Source organism: Alcaligenes sp. GW821-FHT11D07, assembly GCF_058808495.1.
The window spans coordinates 1,626,078-1,652,722 of the sequence record NZ_JBXART010000001.1; the positions used below are offsets into that span (position 1 = coordinate 1,626,078).

The 26,645-nt window shown below is 56.3% G+C and carries 23 protein-coding genes; 11 read left to right on the forward strand and 12 right to left on the reverse strand.

Going from position 1 to position 26,645, the window contains the following annotated elements:
* Positions 1–204 precede the first annotated feature (204 nt).
* The 7 genes from loiP (at position 205) to nhaA (ending at position 5,670) form a co-directional block, all read left to right on the forward strand.
* The gene (loiP, locus tag AC1RSM_RS07540) at positions 205–963 is read left to right on the forward strand and encodes a metalloprotease LoiP (RefSeq protein ID WP_492930999.1); all 759 of its coding nucleotides are present in this window, start codon (positions 205–207) and stop codon (positions 961–963) included.
* 861 nt (positions 964–1,824) lie between these two features.
* Positions 1,825–2,226: a YchJ family protein gene (locus tag AC1RSM_RS07545; RefSeq protein ID WP_492931001.1), complete on the forward strand. Its 402-nt coding sequence runs from the start codon at positions 1,825–1,827 to the stop codon at positions 2,224–2,226.
* A complete protein-coding gene (locus AC1RSM_RS07550) occupies positions 2,223–2,693 on the forward strand; it encodes a GNAT family N-acetyltransferase (protein WP_492931003.1) in 471 nt (156 codons plus the stop codon). The genes AC1RSM_RS07545 and AC1RSM_RS07550 overlap by 4 nt, the downstream gene beginning before the upstream one ends.
* Before the next feature lie 36 nt (positions 2,694–2,729).
* Positions 2,730–3,248, forward strand: a complete 519-nt coding sequence (locus AC1RSM_RS07555; RefSeq protein WP_492931005.1) for a DedA family protein — start codon at positions 2,730–2,732, stop codon at positions 3,246–3,248.
* 6 nt (positions 3,249–3,254) lie between these two features.
* A complete protein-coding gene (locus AC1RSM_RS07560) occupies positions 3,255–3,599 on the forward strand; it encodes a DMT family transporter (RefSeq protein ID WP_492931007.1) in 345 nt (114 codons plus the stop codon).
* A gap of 149 nt (positions 3,600–3,748) precedes the next feature.
* Positions 3,749–4,207 carry a D-aminoacyl-tRNA deacylase gene (dtd, locus tag AC1RSM_RS07565; RefSeq protein ID WP_492931009.1) on the forward strand — a complete coding sequence of 153 codons (459 nt, stop codon included), beginning with the start codon at positions 3,749–3,751 and terminating at the stop codon, positions 4,205–4,207.
* A 119-nt stretch (positions 4,208–4,326) separates the two neighbouring features.
* Entirely contained in the window at positions 4,327–5,670 is a 1,344-nt protein-coding gene (nhaA, locus tag AC1RSM_RS07570) for a Na+/H+ antiporter NhaA (protein WP_492931011.1), read from the forward strand.
* Positions 5,671–5,741: 71 nt separating this feature from the next.
* Here the strand turns inward: nhaA and cnbZ are convergent, their stop codons facing one another.
* On the reverse strand, positions 5,742–6,503 hold the full coding sequence (gene cnbZ, locus AC1RSM_RS07575; RefSeq protein WP_492931013.1) for a 2-amino-5-chloromuconate deaminase CnbZ: 762 nt from the start codon (positions 6,501–6,503) through the stop codon (positions 5,742–5,744).
* Between the two features lie 152 nt (positions 6,504–6,655).
* Positions 6,656–7,024: a NirD/YgiW/YdeI family stress tolerance protein gene (locus AC1RSM_RS07580; protein ID WP_492931015.1), complete on the reverse strand. Its 369-nt coding sequence runs from the start codon at positions 7,022–7,024 to the stop codon at positions 6,656–6,658.
* Positions 7,025–7,178: 154 nt separating this feature from the next.
* Between AC1RSM_RS07580 and mgtE the strand changes: the two genes are divergently transcribed.
* The 4 genes from mgtE to AC1RSM_RS07600 all read left to right on the forward strand — a co-directional run bounded on the left by mgtE (position 7,179) and on the right by AC1RSM_RS07600 (position 13,361).
* The gene (mgtE, locus tag AC1RSM_RS07585; RefSeq protein ID WP_492931017.1) at positions 7,179–8,519 is read left to right on the forward strand and encodes a magnesium transporter; all 1,341 of its coding nucleotides are present in this window, start codon (positions 7,179–7,181) and stop codon (positions 8,517–8,519) included.
* Positions 8,520–8,680: 161 nt separating this feature from the next.
* Positions 8,681–11,641: an MHYT domain-containing protein gene (locus tag AC1RSM_RS07590; RefSeq protein ID WP_492931019.1), complete on the forward strand. Its 2,961-nt coding sequence runs from the start codon at positions 8,681–8,683 to the stop codon at positions 11,639–11,641.
* Positions 11,634–12,647: a response regulator gene (locus AC1RSM_RS07595; RefSeq protein WP_492931021.1), complete on the forward strand. Its 1,014-nt coding sequence runs from the start codon at positions 11,634–11,636 to the stop codon at positions 12,645–12,647. Before AC1RSM_RS07590 ends, AC1RSM_RS07595 begins: the two co-directional genes overlap by 8 nt.
* Before the next feature lie 141 nt (positions 12,648–12,788).
* Entirely contained in the window at positions 12,789–13,361 is a 573-nt protein-coding gene (locus AC1RSM_RS07600; RefSeq protein ID WP_492931023.1) for a helix-turn-helix domain-containing protein, read from the forward strand.
* Between the two features lie 9 nt (positions 13,362–13,370).
* Here the strand turns inward: AC1RSM_RS07600 and AC1RSM_RS07605 are convergent, their stop codons facing one another.
* From AC1RSM_RS07605 to AC1RSM_RS07650, 10 genes are all read right to left on the reverse strand, one after another.
* Entirely contained in the window at positions 13,371–13,787 is a 417-nt protein-coding gene (locus tag AC1RSM_RS07605; RefSeq protein ID WP_492931025.1) for an SRPBCC family protein, read from the reverse strand.
* 12 nt (positions 13,788–13,799) lie between these two features.
* The gene (locus AC1RSM_RS07610) at positions 13,800–14,915 is read right to left on the reverse strand and encodes an aminotransferase class V-fold PLP-dependent enzyme (protein WP_492931027.1); all 1,116 of its coding nucleotides are present in this window, start codon (positions 14,913–14,915) and stop codon (positions 13,800–13,802) included.
* A 15-nt stretch (positions 14,916–14,930) separates the two neighbouring features.
* The gene (locus tag AC1RSM_RS07615) at positions 14,931–16,229 is read right to left on the reverse strand and encodes an MFS transporter (RefSeq protein WP_492931029.1); all 1,299 of its coding nucleotides are present in this window, start codon (positions 16,227–16,229) and stop codon (positions 14,931–14,933) included.
* A gap of 152 nt (positions 16,230–16,381) precedes the next feature.
* Positions 16,382–18,781 carry a mechanosensitive ion channel family protein gene (locus AC1RSM_RS07620; protein ID WP_492931031.1) on the reverse strand — a complete coding sequence of 800 codons (2,400 nt, stop codon included), beginning with the start codon at positions 18,779–18,781 and terminating at the stop codon, positions 16,382–16,384.
* Between the two features lie 43 nt (positions 18,782–18,824).
* Positions 18,825–21,272, reverse strand: coding sequence for a DUF3772 domain-containing protein (locus tag AC1RSM_RS07625; RefSeq protein ID WP_492931033.1), 2,448 nt, complete (start codon positions 21,270–21,272; stop codon positions 18,825–18,827).
* Positions 21,273–21,545: 273 nt separating this feature from the next.
* The gene (locus tag AC1RSM_RS07630; protein WP_492931035.1) at positions 21,546–23,138 is read right to left on the reverse strand and encodes a phytoene desaturase family protein; all 1,593 of its coding nucleotides are present in this window, start codon (positions 23,136–23,138) and stop codon (positions 21,546–21,548) included.
* 88 nt (positions 23,139–23,226) lie between these two features.
* The gene (locus AC1RSM_RS07635; protein ID WP_492931037.1) at positions 23,227–24,054 is read right to left on the reverse strand and encodes an SDR family oxidoreductase; all 828 of its coding nucleotides are present in this window, start codon (positions 24,052–24,054) and stop codon (positions 23,227–23,229) included.
* Between the two features lie 8 nt (positions 24,055–24,062).
* Positions 24,063–24,671, reverse strand: a complete 609-nt coding sequence (locus AC1RSM_RS07640) for a cysteine hydrolase family protein (RefSeq protein ID WP_492931038.1) — start codon at positions 24,669–24,671, stop codon at positions 24,063–24,065.
* Positions 24,671–25,207 carry an aromatic-ring-hydroxylating dioxygenase subunit beta gene (locus AC1RSM_RS07645; protein ID WP_492931040.1) on the reverse strand — a complete coding sequence of 179 codons (537 nt, stop codon included), beginning with the start codon at positions 25,205–25,207 and terminating at the stop codon, positions 24,671–24,673. The genes AC1RSM_RS07640 and AC1RSM_RS07645 overlap by 1 nt, the downstream gene beginning before the upstream one ends.
* A 26-nt stretch (positions 25,208–25,233) precedes the next feature.
* Entirely contained in the window at positions 25,234–26,625 is a 1,392-nt protein-coding gene (locus AC1RSM_RS07650) for an aromatic ring-hydroxylating dioxygenase subunit alpha (protein WP_492931042.1), read from the reverse strand.
* Between the last annotated feature and the right edge of the window lie 20 nt (positions 26,626–26,645).

The window sequence follows — 26,645 nt, forward strand, 5'->3', positions numbered from 1 at the left end:
TTCATCGCTTAAGGCCAAACAGCAAAACCCTGCTCACTGCATCACTACCTTCAAACCCATAAATCTCGCGCATCGTGCCCGCCAAGGGCTTTTACGTATCTGTAAGTACATCCACAACAATTGTTAAACATTGTGTGAAGCGAGAATCCTTTGCCGCCTAGTCATTAAAATCCACCTTCTTTAAATAACTAGAAGGGGAAGTTCATGACTTTTCGTATGGGCGCATTGGCCGCCATGCTGGCCGTCGCTGGCCTGACCGCTGGCTGTCAGACAATGGATGTGGGTGGTTTGGTAGGCGCTGGCAGCAAAGCCGTTCAAGCTTTCAACCTGTCCGATCAAGAAGTAATTGCACTGTCTGATCAGTCTTGCAAGCAAATGGACGCTGAGAACAAAGTGGCCAGCCCCAACAGCAAGTACAACAAGCGCCTGCAAAACCTGGTCAAGCCTTTGGCAAAACAGCTGAACGGCCAAACCCCCAACTTCAAGGTTTACCAGACACAGGAAGTTAACGCCTGGGCCATGGCTAACGGTTGCATCCGCGTTTATGCCGGTCTGATGGACAAGATGAGCGATGACGAACTGCGCGGCGTAATCGGCCACGAAATGGGTCACGTTGAACTGGGCCACAGCAAAAAAGCCATGCAAACGGCCTACGGCCTGTCCGCAGCCCGTGACGCCGCCGCTGCCACAGGCAACGGCCTGGTGACTCAGCTGAACTCCAGCCAACTGGGCGAACTGTCCGAAGCCTTCCTGAACGCTCAGTTCTCGCAATCGCAAGAGTCCGACGCTGACGACTACTCCTTCGACCTGCTGACCGAGCGCAAGCTCAAGACCCAAGGTCTGGTTTCTGCCTTTGAAAAACTGGCAGCCCTGGACGGCGGCGAAAGCAGCGTAATGAGCTCGCACCCCGGCTCCAAAGAACGCGCCCAGCGCATGCAACAGCGTATCGACGCGGCCAAATAAGCCTCTTCGACACGGCTAAGCAAGCCTGTTACCCGTCCGCTTTTGCGGGCGGGTTTTTTTATGCTTGAACAAGATCAAGCAGCATGAGGTCATCTTCTTTCATCGCTCTCCACCCTCAAGCCACTCCATCCCTTAGCTAAGGCCAGCTATCCACACCGCTGAACCGTGCGCTCAAATAGCTAAGTCTGCTGACTAAAGCAAACCCAAAACTCGAAGCTCAAGCTCTCATTTCCTGGACTCCATAAGCAGCTCACTCCACCTACACAGTCCCAGAATCACGTCCTACGACTAGTCGCAGTCGCTCCCAAAAACTCAAGCATTTACAGTTCACACCCTCCTCGATAAGCCACTCACCCCATCTGCCCGGGCCCTGGGGCGAGTCGGACAGCTTGCCGCAGTCCATACGGAAGTCCGGGATTCAAGTGCTCTGCTGTGTGAGCCCGACACTTGTGGTTTGACCAGGGGACAAACCACCGGGCGATTTCAGAGCGCGCCCGTAATTTTGTATCGACAAGGGCACCGGTGCGCAGCACCGACAAGCAGTCAGCCCAAAGGCCGGGGCAGACAGGGTGAGTGGCCTGCTTCTAAGCACATTCCGTCCCCCTGCTGCCCCCTGCACAAACAACAAGAGCCACCACAGGAACCTTTTCCCCCCAAGCGACCAAAACAAATCCCCTTCACCAAACAGGAAATTCCGCACACCCCGTGGCGTAAAACAAACTGTGTGCCAATCCCCAATCTCACTACCGTAACTATCATCACCCAAACCGCCATCCGTTACTTTTCGTCGCGGCAGCCACCCTTAAGCGCTATCCGCTTCAGGTATGCTTGTGCCATTCTTTAGTCTTGGCAGTAACGCTCTTGAAAAAGTCTTCCTCTTCAAAAAACGCCTGCCCTTGCGGCAGCACCCTGCAGTACGAAAGCTGTTGCGGACTCTGGCACCGTGGCCCGCAATACCTGCAAGCGCCCGATGCCGCCGCCCTGATGCGCTCCCGCTACAGCGCTTTCGTCCAAGATGATCTGGACTATCTGCTGGCCACCTGGCACAGCTCGACCCGCCCTCACTCCTTGGAGCCCAATCCCGACGGCATGCAGTGGCTAGGCCTGGATGTACGCCGACACGAGCAGCTTTCCGAGACAGATGCCCTGGTGGAGTTTGTAGCTCGCAATCGTTTGCATGGGCGAGCCAATCGATTGCATGAAACAAGCCGCTTTGTGCGCGAACAAGGCCAATGGTTTTACGTAGACGGTGACTTTTCATGAGTCAGCCCCACCCACAGCACCCGCCAGAGCAGGTACACGGCCTGAGCCTGCCCCTGCCACTTTTGCTGGAAGCTGACCCCAGTACACAACTGATCGAAAGTTACCGGGACACCCCTCATGCCTGGCAAATCAGGGATCAGGACCAGATCGTCGCAGCTGCCATTTTGCAAGCAAGAAATCCGCAAGAATGGGAACTGATGAACATTGCGGTGCTGTCCTCCCACCAAGGCCTGGGACTGGGTAGCCAGCTCCTGGCAGCCCTAATCCAATACGTGCGTGAACAAGGTGGACAAACACTCTATGTCGCCACCGGCACGATAGGCTATCCACTGTTCTTTTATCAGCGTGCCGGCTTTCGGGTCGTGGCCGTAGAGCCCGACTACTTCCTGCATCATTACGACGAGGCTTTGTTTGAAGGCGGTCTGCAGCACAAAGACCGCCTGATTCTTCGCCTTGCCCTGAACTAAAAGACAGCCTGCAGCTGTCCTTTCACTTCTGTTTATATGCTGAGCACATTAAGCAATTTTGCGGAGCAAGCCACAGCGCTGATCAGCGCGCATCCTCAATGGGTCGCCCCCGCGGTGTTTGCCCTGTGCCTGATCGAATCCCTGCCCTTTCTGGCCTTGATCATTCCGGGTACTGCGATTCTTTTGTCAGTCGGCGCACTGGTCGGAGCCGGAGAAATGAACTTGCTGCCCGTGTGGCTGGCAGTCACGCTGGGAGCGGGCGTGGGCAACGGAATCTCCTTTTTTCTAGGTCAGCGATACGGCGGCAATCTGTTCCAGTTCGAGTGGGCGCGCAAACGTTTGCACCTGTACGCCAAAGCACAGGCTTTTTTTTCACGCTGGGGATGGTTTAGCATTGTGGCTTGCCGATTTATTGGCCCCCTGCGCTCGACCGTCCCCCTGATTGCCGGCACCTGTGCCATGTCGCCGCTCAGCTTTCATATTTCCTCCTGGGTCTCGGCCGCTCTGTGGGCCAGCGTATTGCTGCTACCCGGATGGTTCAGCTTTCAACCTTGATATTCCATGACTCCAGTAAGCCTTGCCTACCTGCACTTGTTTATCGCGATCATCTTCGAGATCATCGCCACTAGCTTGCTGCAACGTTCTGAACAATTCACGCGCCTGGTACCCAGCGGCTTTACCATTTTGTTCTACGCGGGAGCGTTCTACTTTCTGTCGCTCAGTCTGCGTGTCATGCCCGTTGGCGTGGCCTACGCCATCTGGAGTGGCGTGGGCATTGTGCTGATTTCACTGATTGGCTGGGTCGTGTTTAAGCAAAAGCTGGATTTGGCCGCTATGATTGGCATCGCCTTTATTGTGGTGGGCGTACTAATTGTGAATCTGTTTTCCAAAGCCGTCGGCCACTGACAAAGGCTTCGCACAAGAAAAACGCCTTTCAAGCCCCAAGCAGGCGGACAAGCCCCCTGCTTGATGTAGACGTCTCTTGCCGCGGCCTATTACTACGTTCAACCTACTGCTTTTAGCGTTCTTAAACTTCGTTTGTCTTATTGAAAAACATGATTGCTTTGATTCAACGGGTACGTCAGGCCCAAGTCGATATTGATAATCAGACAGTCGCCAAAATCGGGGCAGGCATGGCCGTTCTGGTCTGTGCCGAACACGGTGATACCCGCGAGCAAGCCAGCCGTTTGCTGGATAAACTATTGGCTCTGCGCATCTTTTCCGATGAGCAGGGCAAGATGAATTTGAACCTGCTGCAATCCGGTGGCCAGCTCTTACTGGTTAGCCAGTTCACCTTGGCCGCAGATACCCGTAAAGGTAATCGCCCCGGCTTTAGCCGCGCTGCTCCCCCTGCCATCAGTCAGCCGCTGTTCGATGAGCTCGTCGCCATAGCCCGCACCCGTTTGCCCGATACGCAGTGTGGCGTGTTCGGCGCTGATATGCAGCTTAGCCTGACCAATGATGGCCCAGTCACCATCCCCCTGCACATTGCGCCGGACAGCGATGCAAGCTGACATTTGCCTTAAAGGGGCTCACTCCCTATAATTGCGCAGGGTGTTTTGCTGGCATTGTGCAGCAAGGCAGGTTAAATACACACGCAAGGTCGGGCCGCCTTGTGGAGATTTTGCCGACCATGTCTCACCCTTCTTCCGGTGCGCCCTTGCCGCGCGCCCATGTTTTGACCCGCCAAGTACAAGCACAGCTACAGCGGCTTTTACATATCGAAGCCCTGGGCGGGGTAGCCTTGCTCGTGGCTGCCGCAGTGGCCCTGATCTGGGCCAACTCTTCCTTTTCCGATAGTTACTCCGCCTTGTGGCACACCCAAGTCACCTTGGAATTGGGTTCCTGGCGTTTCTCGCAAGACCTGCATTTTTGGGTAAACGATATCTTGATGACCTTGTTTTTCCTGGTCGTTGGGATGGAGATTCGGCGCGAAATTCACGACGGCGCCTTGTCGGACTGGCGCTCGGCCATGCTGCCTATCTGTGCAGCGCTGTCAGCCATCACCCTGCCCGCCCTGATTTACGCCGCCATGAACCCGGACCCTCAAGTCTTGATGGGCTGGGCCATTCCCACCGCCACGGACATTGCCTTTGCGGTCGGTGTACTGGCCTTGCTGGGCCGCTCTTTGCCACCCAGCCTGCGGGTTTTCTTGTTGGCCCTGGCCATTATTGATGACTTGGTCGCCATCCTGATCATCGCCTTCTTTTATTCTGGTGGTCTGGACTACAGCGCCTTTCTGATTGCCGGAGTCGGAATTGTGGCCGTATTAGGTCTGCAAAAAATAGGCATAGGCTCGGCCTGGGCCTATGTCGTACCTGGCGCTGTTTTGTGGTTCGGTTTGCTGAAAACTGGCGCTCACCCCACCTTGGCAGGCGTTGTGCTGGGGATGATGAGCCCCGTACGCGCCCTGCCCTTGCCCCGCAAAGCTCTCCACCTGAACCTGGAACTGGCAGCCAAGCTGGAGGGTCAGCAAGATACTCAAGAGATCATGCACACGCTACAAAAAATGCAGTTGGCCCAGCGTGAAATTCTGCCCCCGGTACAACGCATCCCCGCAATCCTGCACCCTTGGGTGGCCTTTGTGATCATGCCGGTGTTCGCCTTGGCCAATGCCGGGGTCAGCCTGAATGGTTTGAACCTGGATGCCGGCGGTGCTCAAAGTGCGCTGTTTGGGGTAGCCGTAGCCTTGATTGTGGGCAAGCCGCTGGGTGTCTTGCTGGGGACCTGGCTGCCGGTACGTTTGGGTTTGTGCAAGCTGCCGGCTGGCATGGACTGGGCGGGTGTGACCCTGGTGGGCCTGCTGGCCGGTATCGGCTTTACCATGTCCATCTTTGTCGCCAACCTGGCTTTTGATCAGGCAGTTTTGCTGGACGCTGCCAAACTGGGTGTGCTGTGTGGCTCCTTAGCATCCGCCGTGCTGGGCTTGAGCTGGGGCGCCATCGTACGTCGCCGCTATCGGCAAGCAGCTAACTAAGTAAGCTTGTAGACAAAAAAAGGGCCCGACATAGCAAACTGCCTGTCGGGCCCTTTTTAACGTTCTACGATTTAATCAATCGTCAGCACGCGCTCATTCAAGACACGGCGGCAATCCATCTCGAACTCCAGGTCTTTGACCGGAGGACGGGCCAGATGCCAGCCCAAGCCGTGAGCAATGGCGCCACGGCCAGCCAATTCACTGGCCATGAAAGGATGCAGGTTGTGAACGGTGTAGGCATGCGTGGCCGTGGTATCAGACCATTCATGGCCCAGCAGCTCCAGACGGCGTTCCATCTCACCCAAAACCCACTGGGCTTTTTGCAGCAGGCCTTCCGGCGAAACGTCTTGGTAGGCCACGATGCTGTCGATATAGTCGTCCGGTGTTTCAGGCACTTCGCAGCTACCTGCAATCACAAAGGTCGCTTCTTCAATATCAGTCTCTACCGTGTAGCTGAAGGCGTAAAAACTGGGTTCAGCCGGCGCACCCACCAAGGGGGACACATTGCTGCGTGCCACGGGATTGTGCTTGCCTTTGACCAGCCCCCAGTCTTGCAGCGTTTCCAGATACAGCTCATTGAAACGGTTGAAATCGCTATCGCTGACGGGCTCGGGCGAGCGCAACTCGCAGGCGCAGAGCGCGGTCAAGGGACGCTCTTCCGCTTCCAGTACGGCCTGAATCAGATCAAAACCTTCTTTCAGCGGCACAGGCTCGGAAAATACCACCCGGCAGATCTCGTAGCCGGGCTCTGCAGCCACCCCAGCGGAGTAACGGTTCACACCGGTCGGGATGAAGCGGTAGTTGCCTTTGTCAAAATTAATCGGATTGCTCATGCTTGTTCCTGGTCTTGTAGCGGACGAAATCGCCCGTGGCGGGAAAGAATGCGCGCAGCACTCGGGGCGAAAGCGGGCACTATAGCACCGACTGCGCCACAAAAAAGCCCGCAAAACGGGTTCGCGGGCTTTTTTAACAGTTTTGGTGCAAATTATCGAACGATGGTAATTGTCTTCACATCGACTTCAGAAGTTCCTACGATAGCCTTGTCCATCTCGCCAACAATCTCTACGGTCGTGTTAGCATCCACGGGCTCTTTAGGGAAAATCTTGTCATCAATTTCGACCTGGATCTCACCGGTCTGGTCTGCAAACATATAAGTTTCATCGGACAACTTGCGCACGAGCTTGCCACGCAAGGCAACCGGGGCGTCATCCTTGGCTTCTTTGATGACTTGTTCCACACTTGTGAACGTTTGCTGGCTGGAGGGGCCGACATATTGTGCGTGCGCCAGGGGAACAACGGCGCTGCCTATCAATACGGACAATGTCAGGGCAGTCAGTTTAACCTTCATGTACATAACATGCTCCATTAGTAAGAACCTGAAGGTATCCTAGCACCAATCTTGCCCATGACCCGCGCCACGAGCAGATCGTTACAAAACCTCCGTTACTGCGTCTAACGCCTCGAACAACACTCAACAACTGATAGTTGCACGCCCACTGGAGTATTGCATGTCCAAGCATCCATCGATTGACTTACTTGGCCCCCAGACCCCCATTGCCGACATCGTGTTGGCCTTGAATCAGCTGGAGCTGCGCCCTGCGCTCAGCGCCGCTCAAGAACTGGACAACAACCGCCTGCAGGCTTTGCTGGAAGTGCCGGAGCTGCGCTGGGCCGGTGCCATTTTGATGGAGCTGACGCGTCCCGAGCGTCAAGCTGTATTAGAGACCCTGGCCGAAGACCGCATGGCCGACTTGCTGCAGGATCTGGACAAAGAGGACCAGGAGCAGATTCTTAGCCGCCTGTCCCAACCGACCCGCACCTCCGTCATGCGTCTGATGCACTACCCGGCCGATACGGCCGGCGGCATTATGACTACCGAATTTCTGCAAGTGCCAATGAGCTGGAACGTGGCCCAAACCTTGCAGCACATCCGCGATGTGGAAAGCACCCGCGAGACCGTCTACGCCATCTATGTCGTCAACGACAAGCAGCAGCTGCAATTTGTGGTGCCCTTGCGCAAACTGGTCTGCGCTGACCCGCAAGCAGCCCTGACGCAGCTTTGGGGGGGCGACAGCCCGATTGCCGTCCAGGCTATGACTGATAAAGAAGAAGTAGCCCAGCTGATACGCCGACATGACTTTCTGGCGATTCCGGTGGTGGATGAAGCCAACGTCATCATCGGTATTGTGACGGTGGATGACGTCATTGACGCCTTGATGGACGAGGCGGCCGAAGACATGAACCGCTTCGGGGGTGCCGAACACATTGGCAAGCCCTACCTGCAAGCCGGCTTTAGCACCATGATCCGCAAACGCGGGGGCTGGCTGGCTATTTTATTCCTGGGCGAAATGCTGACGGCCAGCGCCATGCAGTACTACGAAATTCAGCTTGAAAAAGCCGTGGTCCTGGCCATGTTCATTCCCCTGATCATGAGCTCGGGCGGGAACTCCGGATCCCAGGCCACCTCCCTGCTGATTCGCGGTCTGGCCCTGGGCGAAGTACGTGTGGGCGACTGGTGGCGTGTGTTGTTGCGTGAACTGCCTGTGGGACTGGTGCTAGGCACCATGTTGGGCGCTATCGGGTTTATCCGTATCGAGATCTGGCAGCATCTGGGCTTGTATGACTATGGTGAGCACTCGCTGCTGATTGCCTTTACCATCTGGCTGGCTTTGGTAGGGATTGTGACCTTTGGCTCCTGCATCGGCTCTATGCTGCCCTTCATCTTGCAACGTGTCGGCTTTGACCCGGCCAGTGCTTCCGCACCACTGGTTGCGACCTTGGTAGACGTGCTGGGTTTGGTGATTTATTTCTCGGTGGCAGCTATGTTGCTGACAGGAACCTTGCTGTAGCCATGAATTTTTATGTTCGATCCATAAAAAAACAGCACAACTAGAGACAAACTCGGTAACCTATCTGGGATTTTACCGTTACATCCGCCCCTCTGTCGCAGAGGGAGCCTGACACATTTAGTCTAACTTGGCCCTGGGGGCCGTTTCGGACATTAGCACCTATGCGGATACTCGACCAGTTCTTCATCAGTGCCGATCAGATGGCTCCCTTTTTAAGTGGTAGCTATAACAGTGGCTTGGTAGTTCTGTCGCTTTTGGTTGCCGTTTTTTCGTCGGGCATGGCGCTGCAAACTGCGCATATTGCCCGCATGGCGGATTTACGCCTGCATCGCCAGATTGCCATTTGCACCGGTGCCATTGCACTGGGCGGTGGCATCTGGACCATGCACTTTATTGGCATGCTGGCCTTTGAGCTGTGTACCAGCATCCATTACGACCCGGCCATCACCATGCTGTCCGTCATCCCCAGCGTGGGTGCGTCCTGGGTGGCCCTGCAAATTCTGTCGCAAGCCCGTGTCCAGCGCTCGCACCTGATCGTGGGCGGCGTGCTGGTGGGTTTGGGCATAGGCACCATGCACTACAGCGGCATGGCCGCCATGCGCATGGCGCCGGTTCTGCGCTATGAACCCTACACATTTTTCTTGTCGATTGTGCTGGCCGTGGTACTGGCGACTTTGGCTTTGTGGATACGTTTTCGCCTGCACCGTACCCGGCTGACCCTGCTGCAACGCGTCGTCATTAGCGGCATCGTGCTGGGCCTGGCAATTTCAGGCATGCACTACACCGGCATGGCAGCAGCGCGCTTTATCGGCGAAACCACCCCGCCCGATGACATGATCATCTTTAACAGCACCTTTGCCTCCATGGTGCTGTCTACGTTCACGCTAACCGTGACCGTGCTGGTGACCGCTGCCAACGGCTTGCTGCGCTATCGCCAGCTCTTTCTGAAAATGGAAGAGAGCGAATCCCACAACCGGGCCATTGTGGACACCGCCATTGACGGCATTATCACCATCAATAGCAACGGCACCATCCTGGACTTCAACCAATCTGCAGAACGCCTGTTTGGCTGGAAAGCGGGCGAAGTGCTGGGGCGCAACGTCAATATGCTGATGCCCGAGCCGGACCGCTCGCGCCATGACAGTTATCTATCCAACTATCTACGCAGCAACGACCCCAAGGTCATTGGAGTAGGCCGCGATGTCACCGGTTTACGAAAAGACGGCAGTCTCATGCCCATGCGCTTGGCCGTAGGCAAGGTCCGACAACCTGGCGATCCGCTCTTTGTAGGCTTTATCACCGACATGAGCCGCTACAACGCGCTGACAGAATCGCTGCGTCAGAGCGCTGAAAAAGCCGAACAGGCCGCCCAGGCGAAAACGGCCTTTCTGGCCAATATGAGCCACGAAATCCGCACACCGCTAAACGCCATTATTGGCTTCAGTGACTTGATGCTCAATGGCCAGCTCAACCACCAGCAGAACAAGCATTTGTCCATTATTAATCAGTCTGCTCGCTCCTTGCTTGGCCTGCTGAACGATATTTTGGACACCACCAAGCTGGAGCGCGGTTCGGTAGAACTGGAAAAAGTCGATTTTTCCCTGATGGACTTATGCAAGCAGGTTGTGGCCTCGCTACGTCTGGCAGCGGATGCTAAAAACCTGGAATTCCGCCTGGACTATGCGCCCGAGTTACCTCCGTTCTTGCGCGGCGATCCCCATCGCATCCAGCAAGTCTTGAATAATTTGATCGGCAATGCCATCAAATTCACCCAAAGCGGCTCGGTGCGCATTGAGATCAAACCAGAACCGGGCCGCAGCGTGGTCTCCATCCGCGTGATTGATACCGGTATAGGCATGAGCCCGGAACAACTGCGCCATGTCTTTACGCCCTTCACGCAGGCCGATGTGTCCATCAGCCGCCGCTTTGGCGGAACCGGGCTGGGCGTGTCCATTGCGCGCCAATTGGTAGACCTGATGGGCGGGACGCTGAATGTGCAAAGCAGCCTGGGCAGCGGCAGTATCTTTGAGGTCAGTCTTCCGTTGGAACCGGGCAAAGAACCTAGCCTGAATCTGGCCGATCAGCGCCTGCCCAAATTGCCGCCTTTACGTATTCTGGTGGCCGATGACATCAGCCTGAATCAGGAACTGCTGACCCTGGCCCTGGAGCAGCACGGGCACTCGGTCACCGCGACCGACAACGGCTATCAAGTACTGGAGCTGCTGGGCAAAGAGGACTTTGATGTGGCTTTGCTGGACGTGCACATGCCTGAGATGGACGGTCTGGAAACGGCCCGACGTTGGCGAGAGCAAGAACGCCGTGAAGCGCGCCTGCCTTTGCCCTTGATTGCGCTGACGGCCAGTGTCATGGAATCTGATCGCAATGCGGCGCAAGAAGCGGGGATGAATGGCTTTGCCACCAAACCGCTGGATCTGCCGTATCTATTGCAAGAAATTGCCTTGGTTATGGGGCTGGACCCCAAGGGACCTACGGAAACCAGCACCGAGCCACAAGAGATCAGCCTGATTGACTGGGAAATGGGCTTGGGGCTATGGGGCTCCCAAGTGCGCTTGCGCCGCGCCATTCTGAGCTTTCTGTCTGATCTGCATACCCGTTACCCACTGGATGAAATCCAGCGCGACCCGCCTAATTGGGAAATCATCCTGAGCAGCTTGCACGGTATACGCGGCACTGCTGGCAATCTGGGTCTGCCCCAGATTTCCACGCTGAGCGCCGAGCTGGAAGAAAAAATCCGCCATGGCCAAACCCGCAAAATGCGTGACCGGATTGAACAGCTACAAGATATGTTCAAGCGTATTGCCCATGAACTGAGCTATAACGGCCCACCGGCCCCCTATTCCGACTCGCCAGCCACTGTCGTGCATGCGCCGGATGTGGCCTTGCATTACCTGCATATCCTGCACGAAAGCGTCTTGCTCAATGAGCTGGATGAGCACGCCTTGCAGGTGGTCTGCCAATACCTGGAAAGCACAGGACAAGTCGATGTCCTGAATGATCTTAATAAAACCATTGACGTGTTCGACTTCGCTCAAGCCAGCGTGATCCTGTCCGGGCTGATCCAAGATCTGAACACAAACTTGGATCAGCCCCAACATGAATGAATTTACCTCGCCACGGCCCACCTTATTGCTGATCGATGACGAGCCGGCCAACCTTCAAATTCTGCGCCACACGCTGCAACAGGATTACCGGCTGCTGTTTGCCAAGGACGGAGTCAAGGCACTGGAACTGGCCCAGCGTGATCTGCCTGATCTGATTCTGCTGGACATCATGATGCCGGAGATGTCTGGCTACGAGGTCTGTCGGGCCTTGCGGGCCGAACTGAAGACACGGCATATCCCTATTGTTTTTGTCACTGCACTCTCGCAGCCGCATGACGAGCAAATGGGGCTGGACATGGGGGCGGTAGACTACATCTCCAAACCCTTTAATCCTGCCATTTTGAAGTCCCGCATTCGCAACCATCTGTCGCTGGTACAGATGCAGGAGCTGCGCGATAGCCGTCTGCAAATCATTCGCTGTCTGGGTACGGCGGCCGAGTACAAGGATAACGAGATCGGTCGCCATGTTATTCGCATGAGCCATTACGCGCGCATTCTAGCCCATTGGCTGGGCTATTCCAGCGAAGCAGCCGACGACATCTTACATGCCGCCCCCATGCACGATATTGGCAAGATCGGCATCCCGGACTCCATTCTTCAAAAACCGGGCAAGCTGACCCCCGAAGAATGGGAAGTCATGCGCACGCACACTTTGATTGGTGCCCGCATCATCGGCCAGCACTCGCATGGGCTGCTGAAACTGGCGCGCACCATTGCCTTGTATCACCACGAAAAATGGGATGGCAGCGGCTATCCTTATGGCCTGAAAGGGGAAGACATTCCCATGTCTGCGCGCATCGTGGCCGTAGCAGATGTTTTTGACGCCTTGGCCAGCGACCGCCCATACAAAAAAGCCTGGGGCCTGGATCGCTGCATCAGTTATCTGCGTGAACAATCCGGCCTGCACTTTGACCCGCAACTGGTGGCCCTGCTGGATAAATGCTTGCCTGAAATGCTGCACATCAAAGAAAAATGGGCAGACGATCCTAATCTGATAGCAATCTAAGAAACACCCCAGAGCCCGGCCAGCGAACTCGCTACAAGGACAAAAAAAACGTGCCCGCCGCCGGGTTTATCTCCTCCTGCTTTGGCAGGCCCTGACCTCTGTGCTAGCAATGCGGGCCACACGCCCCTCAGTCATCGGGGCTTGTCCTACAATAGTGCTTTGCCACCTACCCATCGCCCCTACATGGCCGCTTTGCGTATTCGCCAAGTCCGACTTCATAAGAAACTGTCTCTGCGCAAGCTTGCCGAGCTGGCCCAAGTCTCCCCCGGCTTGATTAGCCAGGTCGAACGTGGCCTGACTCAGCCCAGCCTGGACACCTTGCGCCAGATTGCGCGTGCACTGGACACACCCTTGTTTTCCTTGCTGGATGACAATGTGGAGCAAGTGGCTGTAGTGCGCCAGAAAGAGCGCATGAGCATACAGTCGGCTTCCGGTGTGCAGTATCAGCGTATATCACCCGGCTTTGGCAGCATTGAGATGCTGGCGGGGTTCTTGCCGCCGGGCGGCAGCTCTGTGGGGCAGCGCTGGAGCCACCCTGCTGAAGAATGTGTGCTGGTCACTGAAGGACAGCTGCTGGTGGATGTGGGGGATGATCAACACTGTCTGCAAACGGGCGATAGCTGCTACTTTAATTCCAGCCTGCCCCATGCCTACCGCAATCCTTACGACAAGGATGTGCGCTTTATCGTGGCCATCACCCCACCAAGCTACTAACAGCGACGCTCAGGCGGCGCTGTACAGCTGAGCCTGGATGAGATCCAGCTCGGTTTCATGGCAGCGCTGCAAGCGCAGCCAGCGGTTTTCATCCATATCCGCGCTACGTGTCGCCAGCATGATCAAGATGCAGGACTGCTCATCCAGCGCCTGCACCATGGCGCTGATACGCGGTGTACGCTGGCTGGCACTGCCCACCCAGTAGCGAATCAGGCTAACTTCCGGCAGCACTTCAAGACTGACGTGGGTGCGACCACCATCAAACAAAGAAGTCCCCACCACTAGCCCTGGCTCCACGCTTTCGGTAGCAAAGCAGCCCAGGGACCAGCGCCCCAGGGCATCCAGATCCGCCATGTAGTCCAAGACGACCTGGGCAGGTCGCTCAATCCGTCGGCTGGCCTGATGGGCCCATGTTTGACTATCCATGATCACTCCTTATCACCAGCCAGCTTGCAAGGTGTCGCACAGTCGCAGCACGTCTTGCTCGCTGCTGACATTACCGGGAGACAAGCGCAGCACACCATCACGCTGATCGCAGTACAACTCTTTTTCGCGCAGCTGATCCACCAATGCCTGAGCACGTTCCGCACTGCTGGCACGCAGCATGATGCTACCGCCCCGCTCCTTATCGGCCACCGGGGTCAAGACGGGCCAGTTTGCTTTGGATGCACGATCCAACAAAACTGCCGTCAAGGCACGGTTTTGTTCCAGCAAATTTTCCACACCGGTTTCCAGCACGTAACGCATGCCAGGCAAGGACGCAATACTTCCCAAGACCGCTGGCGTGCCGTGGTCAAAGCGGCGAGCTCCGTCGGCATAGCTGAATTGATCCAGATTCCAGTTAAAGGGGTTTTCCTGGCTGAACCAGCCCCGGAACTCGGGCTCGCACTGCTCAATCAAATCCGAGCGCACGTGCAAAAGGCTGGCACCCGATACGCCGCAGGCCCACTTCAAAGAAGCCGACAAGGTAAACGCGACACCTTCATGTACCTTGAAAGGCACCAAACCCGCCGCTTGTGTCAAATCCAAAGCCATCAGGCTGCCGTGCTCACGCGCACACTGAGCCATACGGTCCACATCCACACGATGCGAAGATGTAGAACTGACCCAAGTCACCAGGGCCACGCCCACGCTGTCATCCCAGGCATTGATGAAATCATCATCCTTTACATAGGACAGGCCATCGCTTAATGGCACTGTGCGCAGCGTAAAGCCCAAGCGCAGCGACAGTTTCTGCAAAAGAAAATGCAAGCTGGGAAAGCAGTCTGCTGCCGTCAGCACCGTACGGCCTTTCAACATATGCGAGGGCAAGGAACCCAAGATGCTGTACAGGCCACCGGTCACGTTTTCGCTCAGAGCAATATCCTTGGAGTCCGCTCCGATCAAGCTGGCCCAGGCATCCATAAACTCCTGCTTGCGGCCCAGGGCGTAGCCCCACTGACCATCATCTTGCGCCGACCACACCTGAGAGAACTGATCCAGCTCAGCCCGCATGGCGGCTTCTTTACCCTCGAACATGCCGATGGAGTGATACAGAAAATATCCAGACATCATTACCTTCCTTGAAAATCAATCGGCCAACTGACGGCCAGCGGTTTCTTTCACCGTACTCAAAGCCACAATCCCAACTACGGCCACCACCATCACATAGAAGGCGGGCGCCATGCTGGAACCGGTCAGGCCCGTCAGCCAAGACGCCACAAAAGGCGCGGTCGCCCCGCCCAGAATGGTGGCGATATTAAAGCCCAGCGATACACCGCTATAACGCACGCGAGTAGGGAACAACTCCGCATACAAGGGGTAGCCGACTGCCTGCACCACGATGAAAGGCAGAATGGACACGGCTACCGCAATCACGGCCAGCGGAAAGCTGCCCCAGGATGCAACCCACATGGTCAGGGGCACCAGAACCAGATAGCCCAGCAAACCAATCGTCAACAAGGGTTTGCGACCAAAGCGATCCGACAGGCCACCGGCAAAAGGCATCACAAAGGCCGAGCACAGCGTCACCAGAGAAATCAGCCAGAACACGGCCGTGCCGTCGTATTTCAGGGTGTGAATCAAGTGGGTGCTCAGGTAAACCACACCTACATAGCCGGCTGCATTCTGGGCAAAACCAATCGCAATCACTTGCAGCAAGGGGCGGCGGTAGTCACGCACAATCAGCGACAAAGGCGAGTGCTCCGGGCGATGGCTCTTGAGCAGTTCTTTAAAGCGCGGCGAATCCTCGATGCGCGAGCGCGCCCAGACGCACAAGATAATCAAAGGGATAGACAGCAGGAAAGGAATCCGCCAGCCCCATGCCAGCATGGCATCCTTACCCAACAGGCTAGTCACCAGACCGGCTACGCCTGTGGCCAGAGACAGGCCCAAGGTGGCGGCGGCCGGATTGAAGGCACCGAAAAAGCCGCGCTTGCCGGGGGGCGAGCATTCAGCCACATAGGTCGCTGCGCCAGTAATTTCACCACCGGCAAAAAAGCCCTGCAGCAAGCGGCACAGCAAGAGCAAGGCCGGAGCTGCCAAGCCCAAGGTGGCGTAGGTGGGCAACATGCCCATCAAGGCGCTGGCCACTCCAATACCCACAATGGTGAACATCAAGGCGGAGGTACGGCCGTGCTTGTCCCCAAACCAGCCAAAGAAGATGCCGCCCAAGGGGCGAGCCAGAAAAGCCCCGCCAAACACCGCCAAGGTGGACAGCAAGGCCGCGCTGTCATTGCCCGAGTGGAAAAACAGCACGCTTAGCGTGACTGCCAATACCCCGTAGAGCTGAAAGTCGTAATACTCGATCATGGTACCCAGACCAGCAGCGCTGGCGGCCCGCCACGGCGATACAGGTGCCTCGGCCCGAGAGGACTGTTTTTTACTCATGTCTCATCCATCCTGATGCGCGTACTGCGCTCTTCTGTTTAGTGTGGCTAAACAAATTATACGGATGAATATTTGAGCTTTCAATGACTGGGGCAAACACCTAGAACAAAAAGCCCCGGAATTCAAAAACTTGCCTGCGGTTCACCGCGTTTCTACAGGTCTGGCTCCTCGGCCTGATCTTTTCCCGTCGCCTCGTGTACCCAGCGCTGGGCCGGATGCAGCGCAATGTCATGGCTGCGCAAACGACGCAAAACGGCCAGCATCATATTGCTGCGAACACGACGCTGCAAACGCATATTGCCTAAAAAGGCACGAATCCCGAAAGCCAGGCCGTCCCCAAAGATACCGTCGCAAAAAATAACAGGGGCCGGATCTTCCAAGACTTCAGGCTGGGACTGCACCGCCTCTTGCAAGAGGCTCATAATCAAGTCCGCGTCCACATCCAATGGGAATAACAGCCGGGCTTCTACAGCGCCCAGAGAGGTAGGCGTATAGGTCAGGTTGCGTACCTGCCGCCCCATCATCTGAGAGTTAGGGACCATCACCATGGTGCGATCAAAACGCTCCACATAGGTTGCTCGCAAGCGGATCTGACGCACATTGCCTTCACTGCCCTCCACTTCCACCCAGTCCCCCACTTTGACGGGACGCTCCACCATCAGCATCAGGCCAGAGGCGATGTTCTGCACAATGCCACGCAAGCCAAAACCCAGACCCACCGTCAAAGCCGTAAAAATCCAGGTGACTGATTCAATCGGCACGCCCAACATGGATAAGCAAATCACCAGCAAAACAAAGTAGGCGATATAGCCCACCATGCCCACAATCGCATTTTGCAGGCCTGGTTCCAGTGTAGTGTTGGGCATGTAATGCTGACGCAGCCAGGCACGCAGGAAGTGGATCAACACAGCGCCTAACAGCAACACGCCCAGGGCAATCAGCCACAAGTCCAAACGCCACTGCACCGCCCCCAGACGCAAGGCCTCCCGCGACACACCCAGCCCCGACTCCAGCATCTGTTTCGGTTCAGTCAACCAATCCTCGGTGACCATCCAGATGGCCAGACCCAGAACGGTCATACGGGCAATCGCAAAGAAGACAACAATGAACTGACTTTGCACGCGGATTGGCGCGGCATCCGGATCGTGACTGCGATTACGCAAATACGCCAGCAAGGAATCCGCAATGTCCTGCAACCAAACCATACCAACGTAGGCCAGCAAGCCCAGGACCAAGGGCATGGTCATGAAATGCGACATCAAGTCATCCGATAGCCCTTGCCAGCCTCCGATGAACAAGCCCAACACCAGGATGTACATAAGGACGCCGCCTTTAAAGGCCAGACGCGCCCAACTGCGCCCTGTTCTGCTTGCCCCCTGCCCCGAGGCGTCCACACGATTAAACAGCTCGTCACGCAGAACCCACAAAGCATAGCCATACACGAACAAATACAGCAGGCTGCTCACGCCATCGATCATGGACTGAAAGGCATCCGATAAACCGATCAATCCCCGAAAAAAGACACTTGTGACGTCCGCATACACAATCAGAAAGAAAGCGGGCGCAAAGTAACGCAGTCGACCTTGAGTCTGAGTGGAAACAGGGATCAAACGCCAGGAAGCCCGGGGCTGCATCACAATGCCTTTGATACAAGCCAGCGCCACCGCCGCCGCCCATGCTCCTACTTTTAAGTAAGCCAATAATTCAAACTGAGTTGGAGCCAGGTCTGGCCGTTGAAACACCAGTTCAAGCAACTGGTCCACCAGCACCCAGGAGGCGATGAACCACAAGAAAAAATTGGCAATGGTCAGGCTGGAGCGACGCAAACGCCCGGCAGGCAGATAACGGCTTACCCAAACGGGCATGACGCGGAACAAAACCAGCATCAACAGCAGAACTGCGGCCGCCATCCACAATGAGGCGCTGCTTTGCTGCCAACTACTGTTGTTCCACGTCTCCCGCCACTGCTGAGCAAATTCAGACAGTTTTTGGCGGTCTGCAGGCCAGGTCTCGCTTAGCTCGGGCAGGCTTTCAAGCAGGACCAGGGAAGAATTGCGTTGCCAGCGTTTCGCTTTCTCGTAGCGCGCTGTCGCCTCTAGCAGCAACTGACGGGTTTGTTGCGCCTCCAACTGCACCAAACGCGCTACGCGCAGATCTCCACGCAAAAGAGCATCGGCGCGACGCAATTGCATGCGTTCGTTATGAAGGGTGAGCTGCTCGGCCTCATCGCCAAAATCCTCGCCCAGTTCTTGCAAACGTGCCTGCAACAGACGGCTGCGTCGCTCCAGGGACTGCACGACCCGCCCGGACAGCTCCTGCGCTCGCAACAGCTTTTGATTCTCCTCGTAACTGCGCTCGAGTCGTATCGCAGCCTCGTTGCCCTCCAGCCTGTATTGCATCAGGCGGATTTCGTCCTGAGCCTGCTGCAGCTCCCGCATCATCTGACGCTCTTGCTCTACCTCGGACAAGGCTTGTGCGTGTGCCTGCGGCCAGGCCCCCAGCAGGCCCAGAAGCAAAAGCAAGACCTGCACACACAGTCGTAGCGTCTTCATAGCTATTGTCTCCCTGGGGCCTGCCTATTGTTTTTATCGAGGGTCAATCATTCAGCAAGGGGTTACTGCTCTCATTTTGGCTGGCGACCGGTGTGGTGGGCAACACCGTCATGGTTTGAGTATGGTGCAGCGCCAGACCTTCTTTTCGTAACTCATCCAGAATATCGAACATCAGGACACTGCGTACCCGGCTGCCAATGCGCGGCGAAGCCACATAGCAAGTGGCCGTAAACTGCAAACCGTTAGCATCAAAGCCGTCCAGCGTTACGTCTGGAGCGGGATCGGCCAGCACATCGCTATAGTTCTGCATGACATACAGCATGATAGACCGCACCCGTTTAGCATCCGTGTCGATCGGCATATTGATCTTGACCTTGACCACCCCCAAGGGGTTGCTCAAGGTGACGTTACGCACGGTTTTGGTGATGAATTCGGAGTTCGGCACAATCAGCGTAGAGCGATCAAACATTTCGATTTCCGTGGCTCGAGCATTGATCTTGCGTACATTGCCCTCCACGCCATTCAAGCTGACCCAGTCACCAATCTTGATGGGCCGTTCAGCCAGCAAAATCAGGCCGGACACAAAGTTCTGCACCACCGCTTGCAAGCCAAAACCAATCCCCACCGACAAGGCTGAAATCACCCAGGCCATGCGCTCCAGGCCAATCCCCAAAGAGGAAATGGCCATCGCCACCACAATGAAATAACCCACATAGCTGAACAAATTGGCCGTGGACACCCGCATGCCGGCATCAATACGTGTGGCGGGCAGCAACTGGTTGGCAACCCAACGCTGCAAAGCCTTCACAAACAGCACGCCCACCACCAGCACCAATACTGCCAGCAAGACCGAGCTGGGCTTAATCTGCACTTGGCCTAAGGCAAACCCTTTAACCAAAAAGCCCAGGCGGCGCTGCAGCCACTGCGTAGGATCTTCTCCAAACGGCAATAGCACCAAGGTGATCGCTGTCACGATCAAGCACAGGCGAATCGCCCCGGACAGCACAATCACAATTTGACTGCTACCCCGTAACTGCGTGCTGGTCCATTCATTTGAGGCCCGTTTTTCCCTAAATTGCAGCAGCAGGCTTTGCCCAATATCCGCAACCAAGGCCACCAGCACATAGCAGGTGCAAATCACCAGACTCAGCCACAAAGTCTCTTGCACGATCAGGCTGCTTAGCGCGATATAGCCTAGTAAGAAAGCGCACAAACCCACACCGATCACTACCCCCAGGGTTATGGGAATAGCCCGAAGCCAGGTTCCGCCTTGTTTTACCGGAGCGGTTTTGGAGGGGTCGCCCGCGCCTTCCGCCACTGCGGCAGGCGCATCGCGGCCTTGGCTCAAATTCCAGGCGGCAATGGCAATAAAGATACTGAGGGTCAGCGTGTTGAAGCTATTAATCAACAAGGTGGTGCTGAGCGTGGCATTAATCAGGCCCAGCAATTGCTGCGACATCCAGGTCAAGGTCACCATGATGCCCAGTGCAATGGGCAACCAGGCCAGCTTCAAGGCAACGCTGGAAGGAATGGGAGGCAAGCGCCAGCTTGGGCGCTGAGCCGACAGCAGCACCCGCCCCATCCCGGTCACAAAACCACCCAAATACAGCGCAAACACGGACTTGGATACAAAGCTGCTCAGGTCCGGCGCCAGATTGCCATTCCAATAAAACAGGCCCGCCGCCAAGGAGCCCAACAGCCCAGGTATCAGGCTATAGAGCACAATCAAGGCCGTGGCATAAAAGGAGCGCCGCAAGCGTGAAGGCTTGGTGTGATTAATGGTGAAGCTCTCCAGCCCGCGCACTACCCAGACGGCCACAGCAACCAGCATCAAGGCCAACGCGGCCGCGCCCCACAAGACAGCGGCAGGCAGGTCCACAATTCGCTGCGACAAATCCTTGCGCATACGCTCGACCCGGTCCAGATCGCCGGGCAAATCACGCGACACATTACGCCAGAAACGTGGCGTCAAAATAGATTGAGACTGGCGCCCCAGCTCCGCCTGAAAAATCACCCGACGCTGTTTGGACACTTGATCCAGCCCCTGAGTGGTTTCCACCCCAATCAAGCGCGCCAATTTGAGCATGCCATCCAGTTCGGTAGCCGCTTGCTGCAATTGCGCCCGTTGGCGGGCGATATCGTCAGACTCCCCCGCCTGATCTTCAGCTGAACCCAACTGACTCAAACGCGCCGTCACGCTGAGCAGCTCGGGCTCCAGTCGCACACTCATCTCCAGAGCCTGCTCCTGCGCCAGCAAAAGCTGATTACGCAGCGCCACCAGATCTGAATCCCCTAAGCCATCACTTTTCTGCAACTTGTCTTGTACGGTTTGCAGCGTATCGCGCAACTCGTTCAAGGTCTCGCTCGCTTGCGTAGGCGTGAAGCCCGTAGGCTCGGCCGCCCTGACGGAAGCCGTAGCCATTGCCAGCACAAGAACCAGCAGAAAAAGAGACAAAAGGGCACACAGGCGCGAACGGCGAAAAGCGTGCATCTGGAAAACTCCGGCTAAACAATAAGGCCCCGCGCTTGAAACTGGCAGGGCAGCAGAAAACATGCACAGAATACCCAACAATTGTCAGCTTGGTGCATGGCGTATCCCCCTGAAACCTGTTTTTTTAAGAGATAAACGCTCTTGGCACCCTGGCAGCTGCGCTTTTGACTGAGCCGCGAAGGCATAAAAAAACCGGTTGGAACTGATGTGCAACACCCGTTCCAACCGGTTTTCCAAGCCCAGAACCGTGCATTCTGAGCTCTCAGCGATTAACTACCGAATCTGCTCTGCCACCATGAACCCAGAAGCGCCTGCCAGGCCGGGGCCTGGGTGGGTGGATGCACCAATGTGATAGACGTTCTTGTACGGCGTAGCGTGCGAGCGTGCGCCCTGGCTACTGGCAAAGGGACGCATCCAGAAGAACTGGTCGGGCGAACAAATGCCGGAGTAAGGATCCCCCCCAACCAGATTGCAGTTGATGGATTCCAGATCAGCGGGAGACAAGACTTTCTTGCCCACTATTTGCTGGCGTAAACCGGGCATAACCGCTTCCAGCTGGTCAATCACGCGTTCAGCCACGGCATCGCGCACGGCTTCAGTCCATTTTCCGTCAGCAGGCACATCAATCTTGTTGGCGGCATCCCCCCGCAAGTGCGACGGCATATCCTGCATCTGCATCCACAAGATCCATTTGCCCTCTGGCGCACGGCTTGGGTCCAAAGAACAAGGCTGGCCAATCGCCACGGTCATCTTGGCCGGAATCAAGCCATTATTGGCTTGGGCCACGCTCATGCTGACGTCTTCCAGGCTATCGGACAAGTGCAGCAAAGGCACTTTCAACAGCTCAGGATCGCTCCAGTTAGGCATGCTATCCAAGGCTAGGTGGATCTGCATGTCTCCGCGCCCAAAGCGGTAAGCATTGGCCTGTTCGCGCACCGGTTCAGGAGCACCGGGCAGCAAACGTCCATACAACTGCGGGGGCGTAACGTTGCACACCACATGGGCGACTTCGTAAACTTGGCCACCCGCACGCACGCCACGAGCCTTTTTACCGTCCAGCACAATTTCTTCAACTTCGGTATTTAGTTGAATACGACCACCGGCTTTTTCGATAATGGCGCACAAGGCACGTACCAGGTTCTGGCCGCCACCTTTCACCACCGGCATGCCACCCGCCACAACCGCTGCGAATGTCAGCTTACCGATCAAAGCGGAGCAGGCATCATCAGGGCCCAGGCCCGAGTGCAGCACCCACGGAGCCATCATGCCGCGTACACGATCATCTTTCAGTTCACGGTCCGCCCAACGGCGAAAGGATTCCAGGGACTCGCGACCATACTGCACCATGCCGTCCAAACGGCGCTTGCGCCATTGCGAGAACAACAATCCCAACAAGCCACGGCTATAGGGCTCCGAGCCCAACAAACCGAAGGTCAAGCCAGCATCCCGTTCAAACAATTGGCTGCACATGGCACCAAAAGCATCGCCATCACCGGCCTGCAAACCGTTGATGCGTTGTACGGAATCACCCACATCATGGCGCAGGGCCAGGCCCTTGCCATCGCTGCCCACCACGCCCGTGGTGTAGCCGTTTTCCAGAAACTCCACGCCCTCGGCTGCCAGATCGTCTTTCAGACGCGCATAGGCAGCACCCGAGGTAAACAAGGGATACCAGGATGACAACAGTTCGTGGGTGAAGCCCGGAAACAGCTCTTCAGTGCGGATGCAACCGCCCGCGCGATCGTTACGTTCCAGCACCAGAACTTGCTTCCCCTTTTGCGCCAATAAAGCCGCGCACACCAGGGAGTTGATGCCACTGCCCACCACAATGACGGCATATGACTTTTTATTTGTTGAATCTGTCATCCCACACCTTTTTTAAATTTGCCCTGAACGGGGTCAGGGCTTGTAAACACGCAACAAGCCCTGGGCATCTTTTACCGCATTTTTCTATTTATGAGTCAGACGACTGCGCCTGCCAGCGTTCAAACCAGTGACGGGGCGATTTGCCCTGCTCGGGCCCCAGAATGGAAAAACCGCCGTCAACCGGCAAATCAATCCCGGTCATCCAGGATGCGGCATTCGACACTGCGAACAAAACCACCTGCGCCACTTCTTCCCCAGATCCGACTCGTCCCAAGGGATGAACTTGCGCCCCCACTTGGTCAGCCAGTTCACGCGAACCACCGCTCATGCGCTCTACCGAAGGCGACCAGGTCCAGGCAGGCGAGACCGTCAGCACGCGAATGCCGGAAGGGGCCAGTTCCACCGCCAGGCTTTTTGTGAACTGCAAGATTGCCGCTTTGGAAGCCGGGTACAAAGCGCGCCCCGCTACACCAAACTTGCCACCCGTACTGCCCATATTGATGATGACCCCGCCCTGCCCCATATGTGGCGTGGCTTTCTGGGCCAAAATGGCGCTGGAGATCAGGTTCACATCCAAGGTCTGGTGCCACAGCTCGCGGCTGGACGCCAAACCTTCATCGCCATAGGAACAGGCATTGTTGACCACAATATCAATACGCCCGGTCTGCGCCAGCGCAGCCTGCACGCAGGCATCCAGCTGGGCATCGTCGCAAATATCCGTGGCCATGAACTGAGCCTTGCCCACTGCCTGCAAACGCGCCTCGGTGCGCTGCCCTTCCTCTTGGCTGCGTCCCACAATCAGCACCCACGCACCTGCGGCACACAGGGCCAGGGCAATGTCTGCCCCCAGTCCTTGCGTGGCACCGGTCACGATGGCGACCTTACCCTGTAAATTCACCTTCATGTCCTGCTGCATGTCTTCTCCTACTGTGCTTGTGGCGCGCTGAAAACCGCGTCCCAATCTTCGTCCCGGTCGATATGAGCGATCAGGCTCATGCTGGCTAGGGATGCTTCATGCGTAGTGGGTGGCGCACCGCATGCGCTGGCCACGACAGCCACTTCATACCCCATATCCACCGCATGGCGCACCGTGCTCTCCACAACAGAATGGGTTGCCACGCCTGCAATCACCAAACGCTCTACGCCCAGGCGACGCACCACGGGTTCCAACGCCGAGCCAAAAAACGCATTGATGCGCGTGTGATGGACTTCGAACTCGTCCGGCAAGGGAGCCAGCCCTTCATAGAACTGAGCTCCCCAACTGCCGGTTTGCATCGCTCCGATGCGCTTTACATTGCGCAGAATCGGCGCATTGCAGAGCAAATCCGCGTAGTCCGGCCGATAGCCCACCCGCACATGCACAATGGGCACGCCCTGTGCGCGGGCCTGCGCCAGCAAACGGCCTGCGGCCTCAATCAAGGCCTGACGCTGGGGGCTATTGGCCTCTACCCCCACACGGATCAGGCCATCAGCGTGCAGGACATCGTTTTGATAATGCAGGGCCAGCAAGGCTGTGTGATGGGCTGCCGACATTAGATGTACACCTGAATAGCGCCATGAACCGCATCACGGTCCACCAAGTTGACCTGTTTCATGCGCAGCTTCCAGCCACCGCCTTCCTGAGCTTGCAGCTTGTGAATCAGGCTACCTACGCGGTAGACCGGATCTTTGCCACGCCATTCCATGGAATGAAAGCTGGAACGCACGACCAGATAGCCTTCAGGGTCCGTGCCATCGATCATCAAATTGCCCAATACGCGGCAAGCCTGGGTGACCGGCTGCTGAGACCAGTTGCGGTGGTTTTCCAGACGGCGGATACGCAGTTCACGCAGCAATTTATTTTCCCAGCACAGGGAAATATGCTCGTAAGGGCTTTCCTGATCATAGCTATGAGGAATCCAGTACATGCCTTCCTCGGTCCACAGATCCAGCCATTGCTGCCAACGGCGCTCGTCCAGCAGACGGGCTTCGTGGTAGATAAACTGCTCGACCTCGCGGATTGCCTCCAGGCTCAGATTCACGGGCGTGACCTGATCCACGCTGACATCAAAATCAATATCAAACAACATAAAAATTCTCCTTAGCTCCGGCCTGACTAAGCCTGTGTTGCTGGGGCGATAGGCTCACCGGAGGCCGAGCGCACGGTGCTCTTGCCACTGTCTTGCGACTGCGCAGGCGCGTCGTACATAGTCGTGGTCATGAAATGCCTCCAGGCGCGGAACTGATTGCGCATTGGCAGTTCGCTGGTGCCATTGGTAGCCACCATGCCGCCTTCGATCTGTTTGTCAGTGCCGTTGTAGCGGTGCATGCTGATCCAGTCGCCACCACGAGTCTGGTTACCTTCCTGGCAACGACCGTAGACTTCAATGTCATCCGGCATCACGTTGGACGAGGGCGAGTTGATCAAGTTGGCGTACATCAGGCCACGCTTGTAGATCGCGTCCGGCGCGCCTTTCAAGCGGAACAGCTGAATTTCCACGTGAGTACGATCCACTGCCACCGGGCGAATCACACGGAATTGCTGGAACACGGTATGGGGCGAACCACTGCCGTAAATAATGCTGTTGTGACGGTTCTCACCCAGCACCTTCAAGGCTTTTTCTTCGCCATACGCTTCTTTCAGCGTTTCGTAGTGCTCTTTGGTGATGGGGTCAGTTTCAATCGCACCGGGATTGAAAATGCCTTCCATATAGCCGTGGCCGTTATCAAAGGCGTACAGGTCCAGCTTTTCCCAGAAACCGTAAGGCTCGCCGTTGCCGTCCATGATGTGCAGTTCCAGCGGCATGGAACCGTAATCTTTGGCCTGCTCACGCGCAGCCACATAGGACGATTCGTGCGTCACGTTAGCGTGCATGGTGTCGTGCAGGTTTTCGTAAAACACTTTCCAGTTCGACGGCTGCCAGACTTTGAAGCTGCCACCGGCCACTTCCACTTCGCCCACCGGCGAGCGATCGCACAGGTTATCAATGGAGGTGATGATGGGGCCCAAAAACTCTTTCAGTTCAGGACCATGTGCGCTTTGACAGGCAAACACAAAACCACGGTAGCTTTCCACACGGGCCACACGGCGCATGGAAAAGTCTGGGTGTTTGGGATCAAAGCAGGTATTTTCCAAGCCGTTTTTCATGGGGGCGGCCAGGTGCTGACCATCCAGTTTGAACGTCCAGGCGTGGTAGGGGCAACGAAAGAACTTGCCGGCATTGCCACAGCCATCGGCCACTACTTTGGCGCCTTTATGGGGGCAACGGTTATAGAGAACGTATACCTTCTTGTCACTGCCACGCACCATGATGACGTCTTGGCCACCCAGCAAGGTCGTGTGGTAGTCGCCCGGATTAGGCACCTGGCTGTCGTGACCGATATAGATCCAGGCACGACCATAAATACGTTCCATCTCCAGACGGAAAATCTCAGGATCGGTATAGACCGATTTATGTACGCTGTCGTCCCGCACCAATGCGGACAGCTGTTCGTTGCTATAGCTCATCATTACCTCCTTGCTGCCGG

What these genes read in the sequence shown, in the direction of transcription:
- loiP (WP_492930999.1), top strand. Translation starts at nt 205, where the DNA reads ATGACTTTTCGTATGGGCGCATTGGCCGCCATGCTGGCCGTCGCTGGC.
- AC1RSM_RS07550 (WP_492931003.1), top strand. Translation starts at nt 2,223, where the DNA reads ATGAGTCAGCCCCACCCACAGCACCCGCCAGAGCAGGTACACGGCCTG.
- AC1RSM_RS07555 (WP_492931005.1), top strand. Translation starts at nt 2,730, where the DNA reads ATGCTGAGCACATTAAGCAATTTTGCGGAGCAAGCCACAGCGCTGATC.
- AC1RSM_RS07560 (WP_492931007.1), top strand. Translation starts at nt 3,255, where the DNA reads ATGACTCCAGTAAGCCTTGCCTACCTGCACTTGTTTATCGCGATCATC.
- dtd (WP_492931009.1), top strand. Translation starts at nt 3,749, where the DNA reads ATGATTGCTTTGATTCAACGGGTACGTCAGGCCCAAGTCGATATTGAT.
- nhaA (WP_492931011.1), top strand. Translation starts at nt 4,327, where the DNA reads ATGTCTCACCCTTCTTCCGGTGCGCCCTTGCCGCGCGCCCATGTTTTG.
- cnbZ (WP_492931013.1), bottom strand. Translation starts at nt 6,503, where the DNA reads ATGAGCAATCCGATTAATTTTGACAAAGGCAACTACCGCTTCATCCCG.
- AC1RSM_RS07580 (WP_492931015.1), bottom strand. Translation starts at nt 7,024, where the DNA reads ATGTACATGAAGGTTAAACTGACTGCCCTGACATTGTCCGTATTGATA.
- mgtE (WP_492931017.1), top strand. Translation starts at nt 7,179, where the DNA reads ATGTCCAAGCATCCATCGATTGACTTACTTGGCCCCCAGACCCCCATT.
- AC1RSM_RS07590 (WP_492931019.1), top strand. Translation starts at nt 8,681, where the DNA reads ATGCGGATACTCGACCAGTTCTTCATCAGTGCCGATCAGATGGCTCCC.
- AC1RSM_RS07595 (WP_492931021.1), top strand. Translation starts at nt 11,634, where the DNA reads ATGAATGAATTTACCTCGCCACGGCCCACCTTATTGCTGATCGATGAC.
- AC1RSM_RS07605 (WP_492931025.1), bottom strand. Translation starts at nt 13,787, where the DNA reads ATGGATAGTCAAACATGGGCCCATCAGGCCAGCCGACGGATTGAGCGA.
- AC1RSM_RS07610 (WP_492931027.1), bottom strand. Translation starts at nt 14,915, where the DNA reads ATGATGTCTGGATATTTTCTGTATCACTCCATCGGCATGTTCGAGGGT.
- AC1RSM_RS07615 (WP_492931029.1), bottom strand. Translation starts at nt 16,229, where the DNA reads ATGAGTAAAAAACAGTCCTCTCGGGCCGAGGCACCTGTATCGCCGTGG.
- AC1RSM_RS07620 (WP_492931031.1), bottom strand. Translation starts at nt 18,781, where the DNA reads ATGAAGACGCTACGACTGTGTGTGCAGGTCTTGCTTTTGCTTCTGGGC.
- AC1RSM_RS07625 (WP_492931033.1), bottom strand. Translation starts at nt 21,272, where the DNA reads ATGCACGCTTTTCGCCGTTCGCGCCTGTGTGCCCTTTTGTCTCTTTTT.
- AC1RSM_RS07630 (WP_492931035.1), bottom strand. Translation starts at nt 23,138, where the DNA reads ATGACAGATTCAACAAATAAAAAGTCATATGCCGTCATTGTGGTGGGC.
- AC1RSM_RS07635 (WP_492931037.1), bottom strand. Translation starts at nt 24,054, where the DNA reads ATGCAGCAGGACATGAAGGTGAATTTACAGGGTAAGGTCGCCATCGTG.
- AC1RSM_RS07640 (WP_492931038.1), bottom strand. Translation starts at nt 24,671, where the DNA reads ATGTCGGCAGCCCATCACACAGCCTTGCTGGCCCTGCATTATCAAAAC.
- AC1RSM_RS07645 (WP_492931040.1), bottom strand. Translation starts at nt 25,207, where the DNA reads ATGTTGTTTGATATTGATTTTGATGTCAGCGTGGATCAGGTCACGCCC.
- AC1RSM_RS07650 (WP_492931042.1), bottom strand. Translation starts at nt 26,625, where the DNA reads ATGAGCTATAGCAACGAACAGCTGTCCGCATTGGTGCGGGACGACAGC.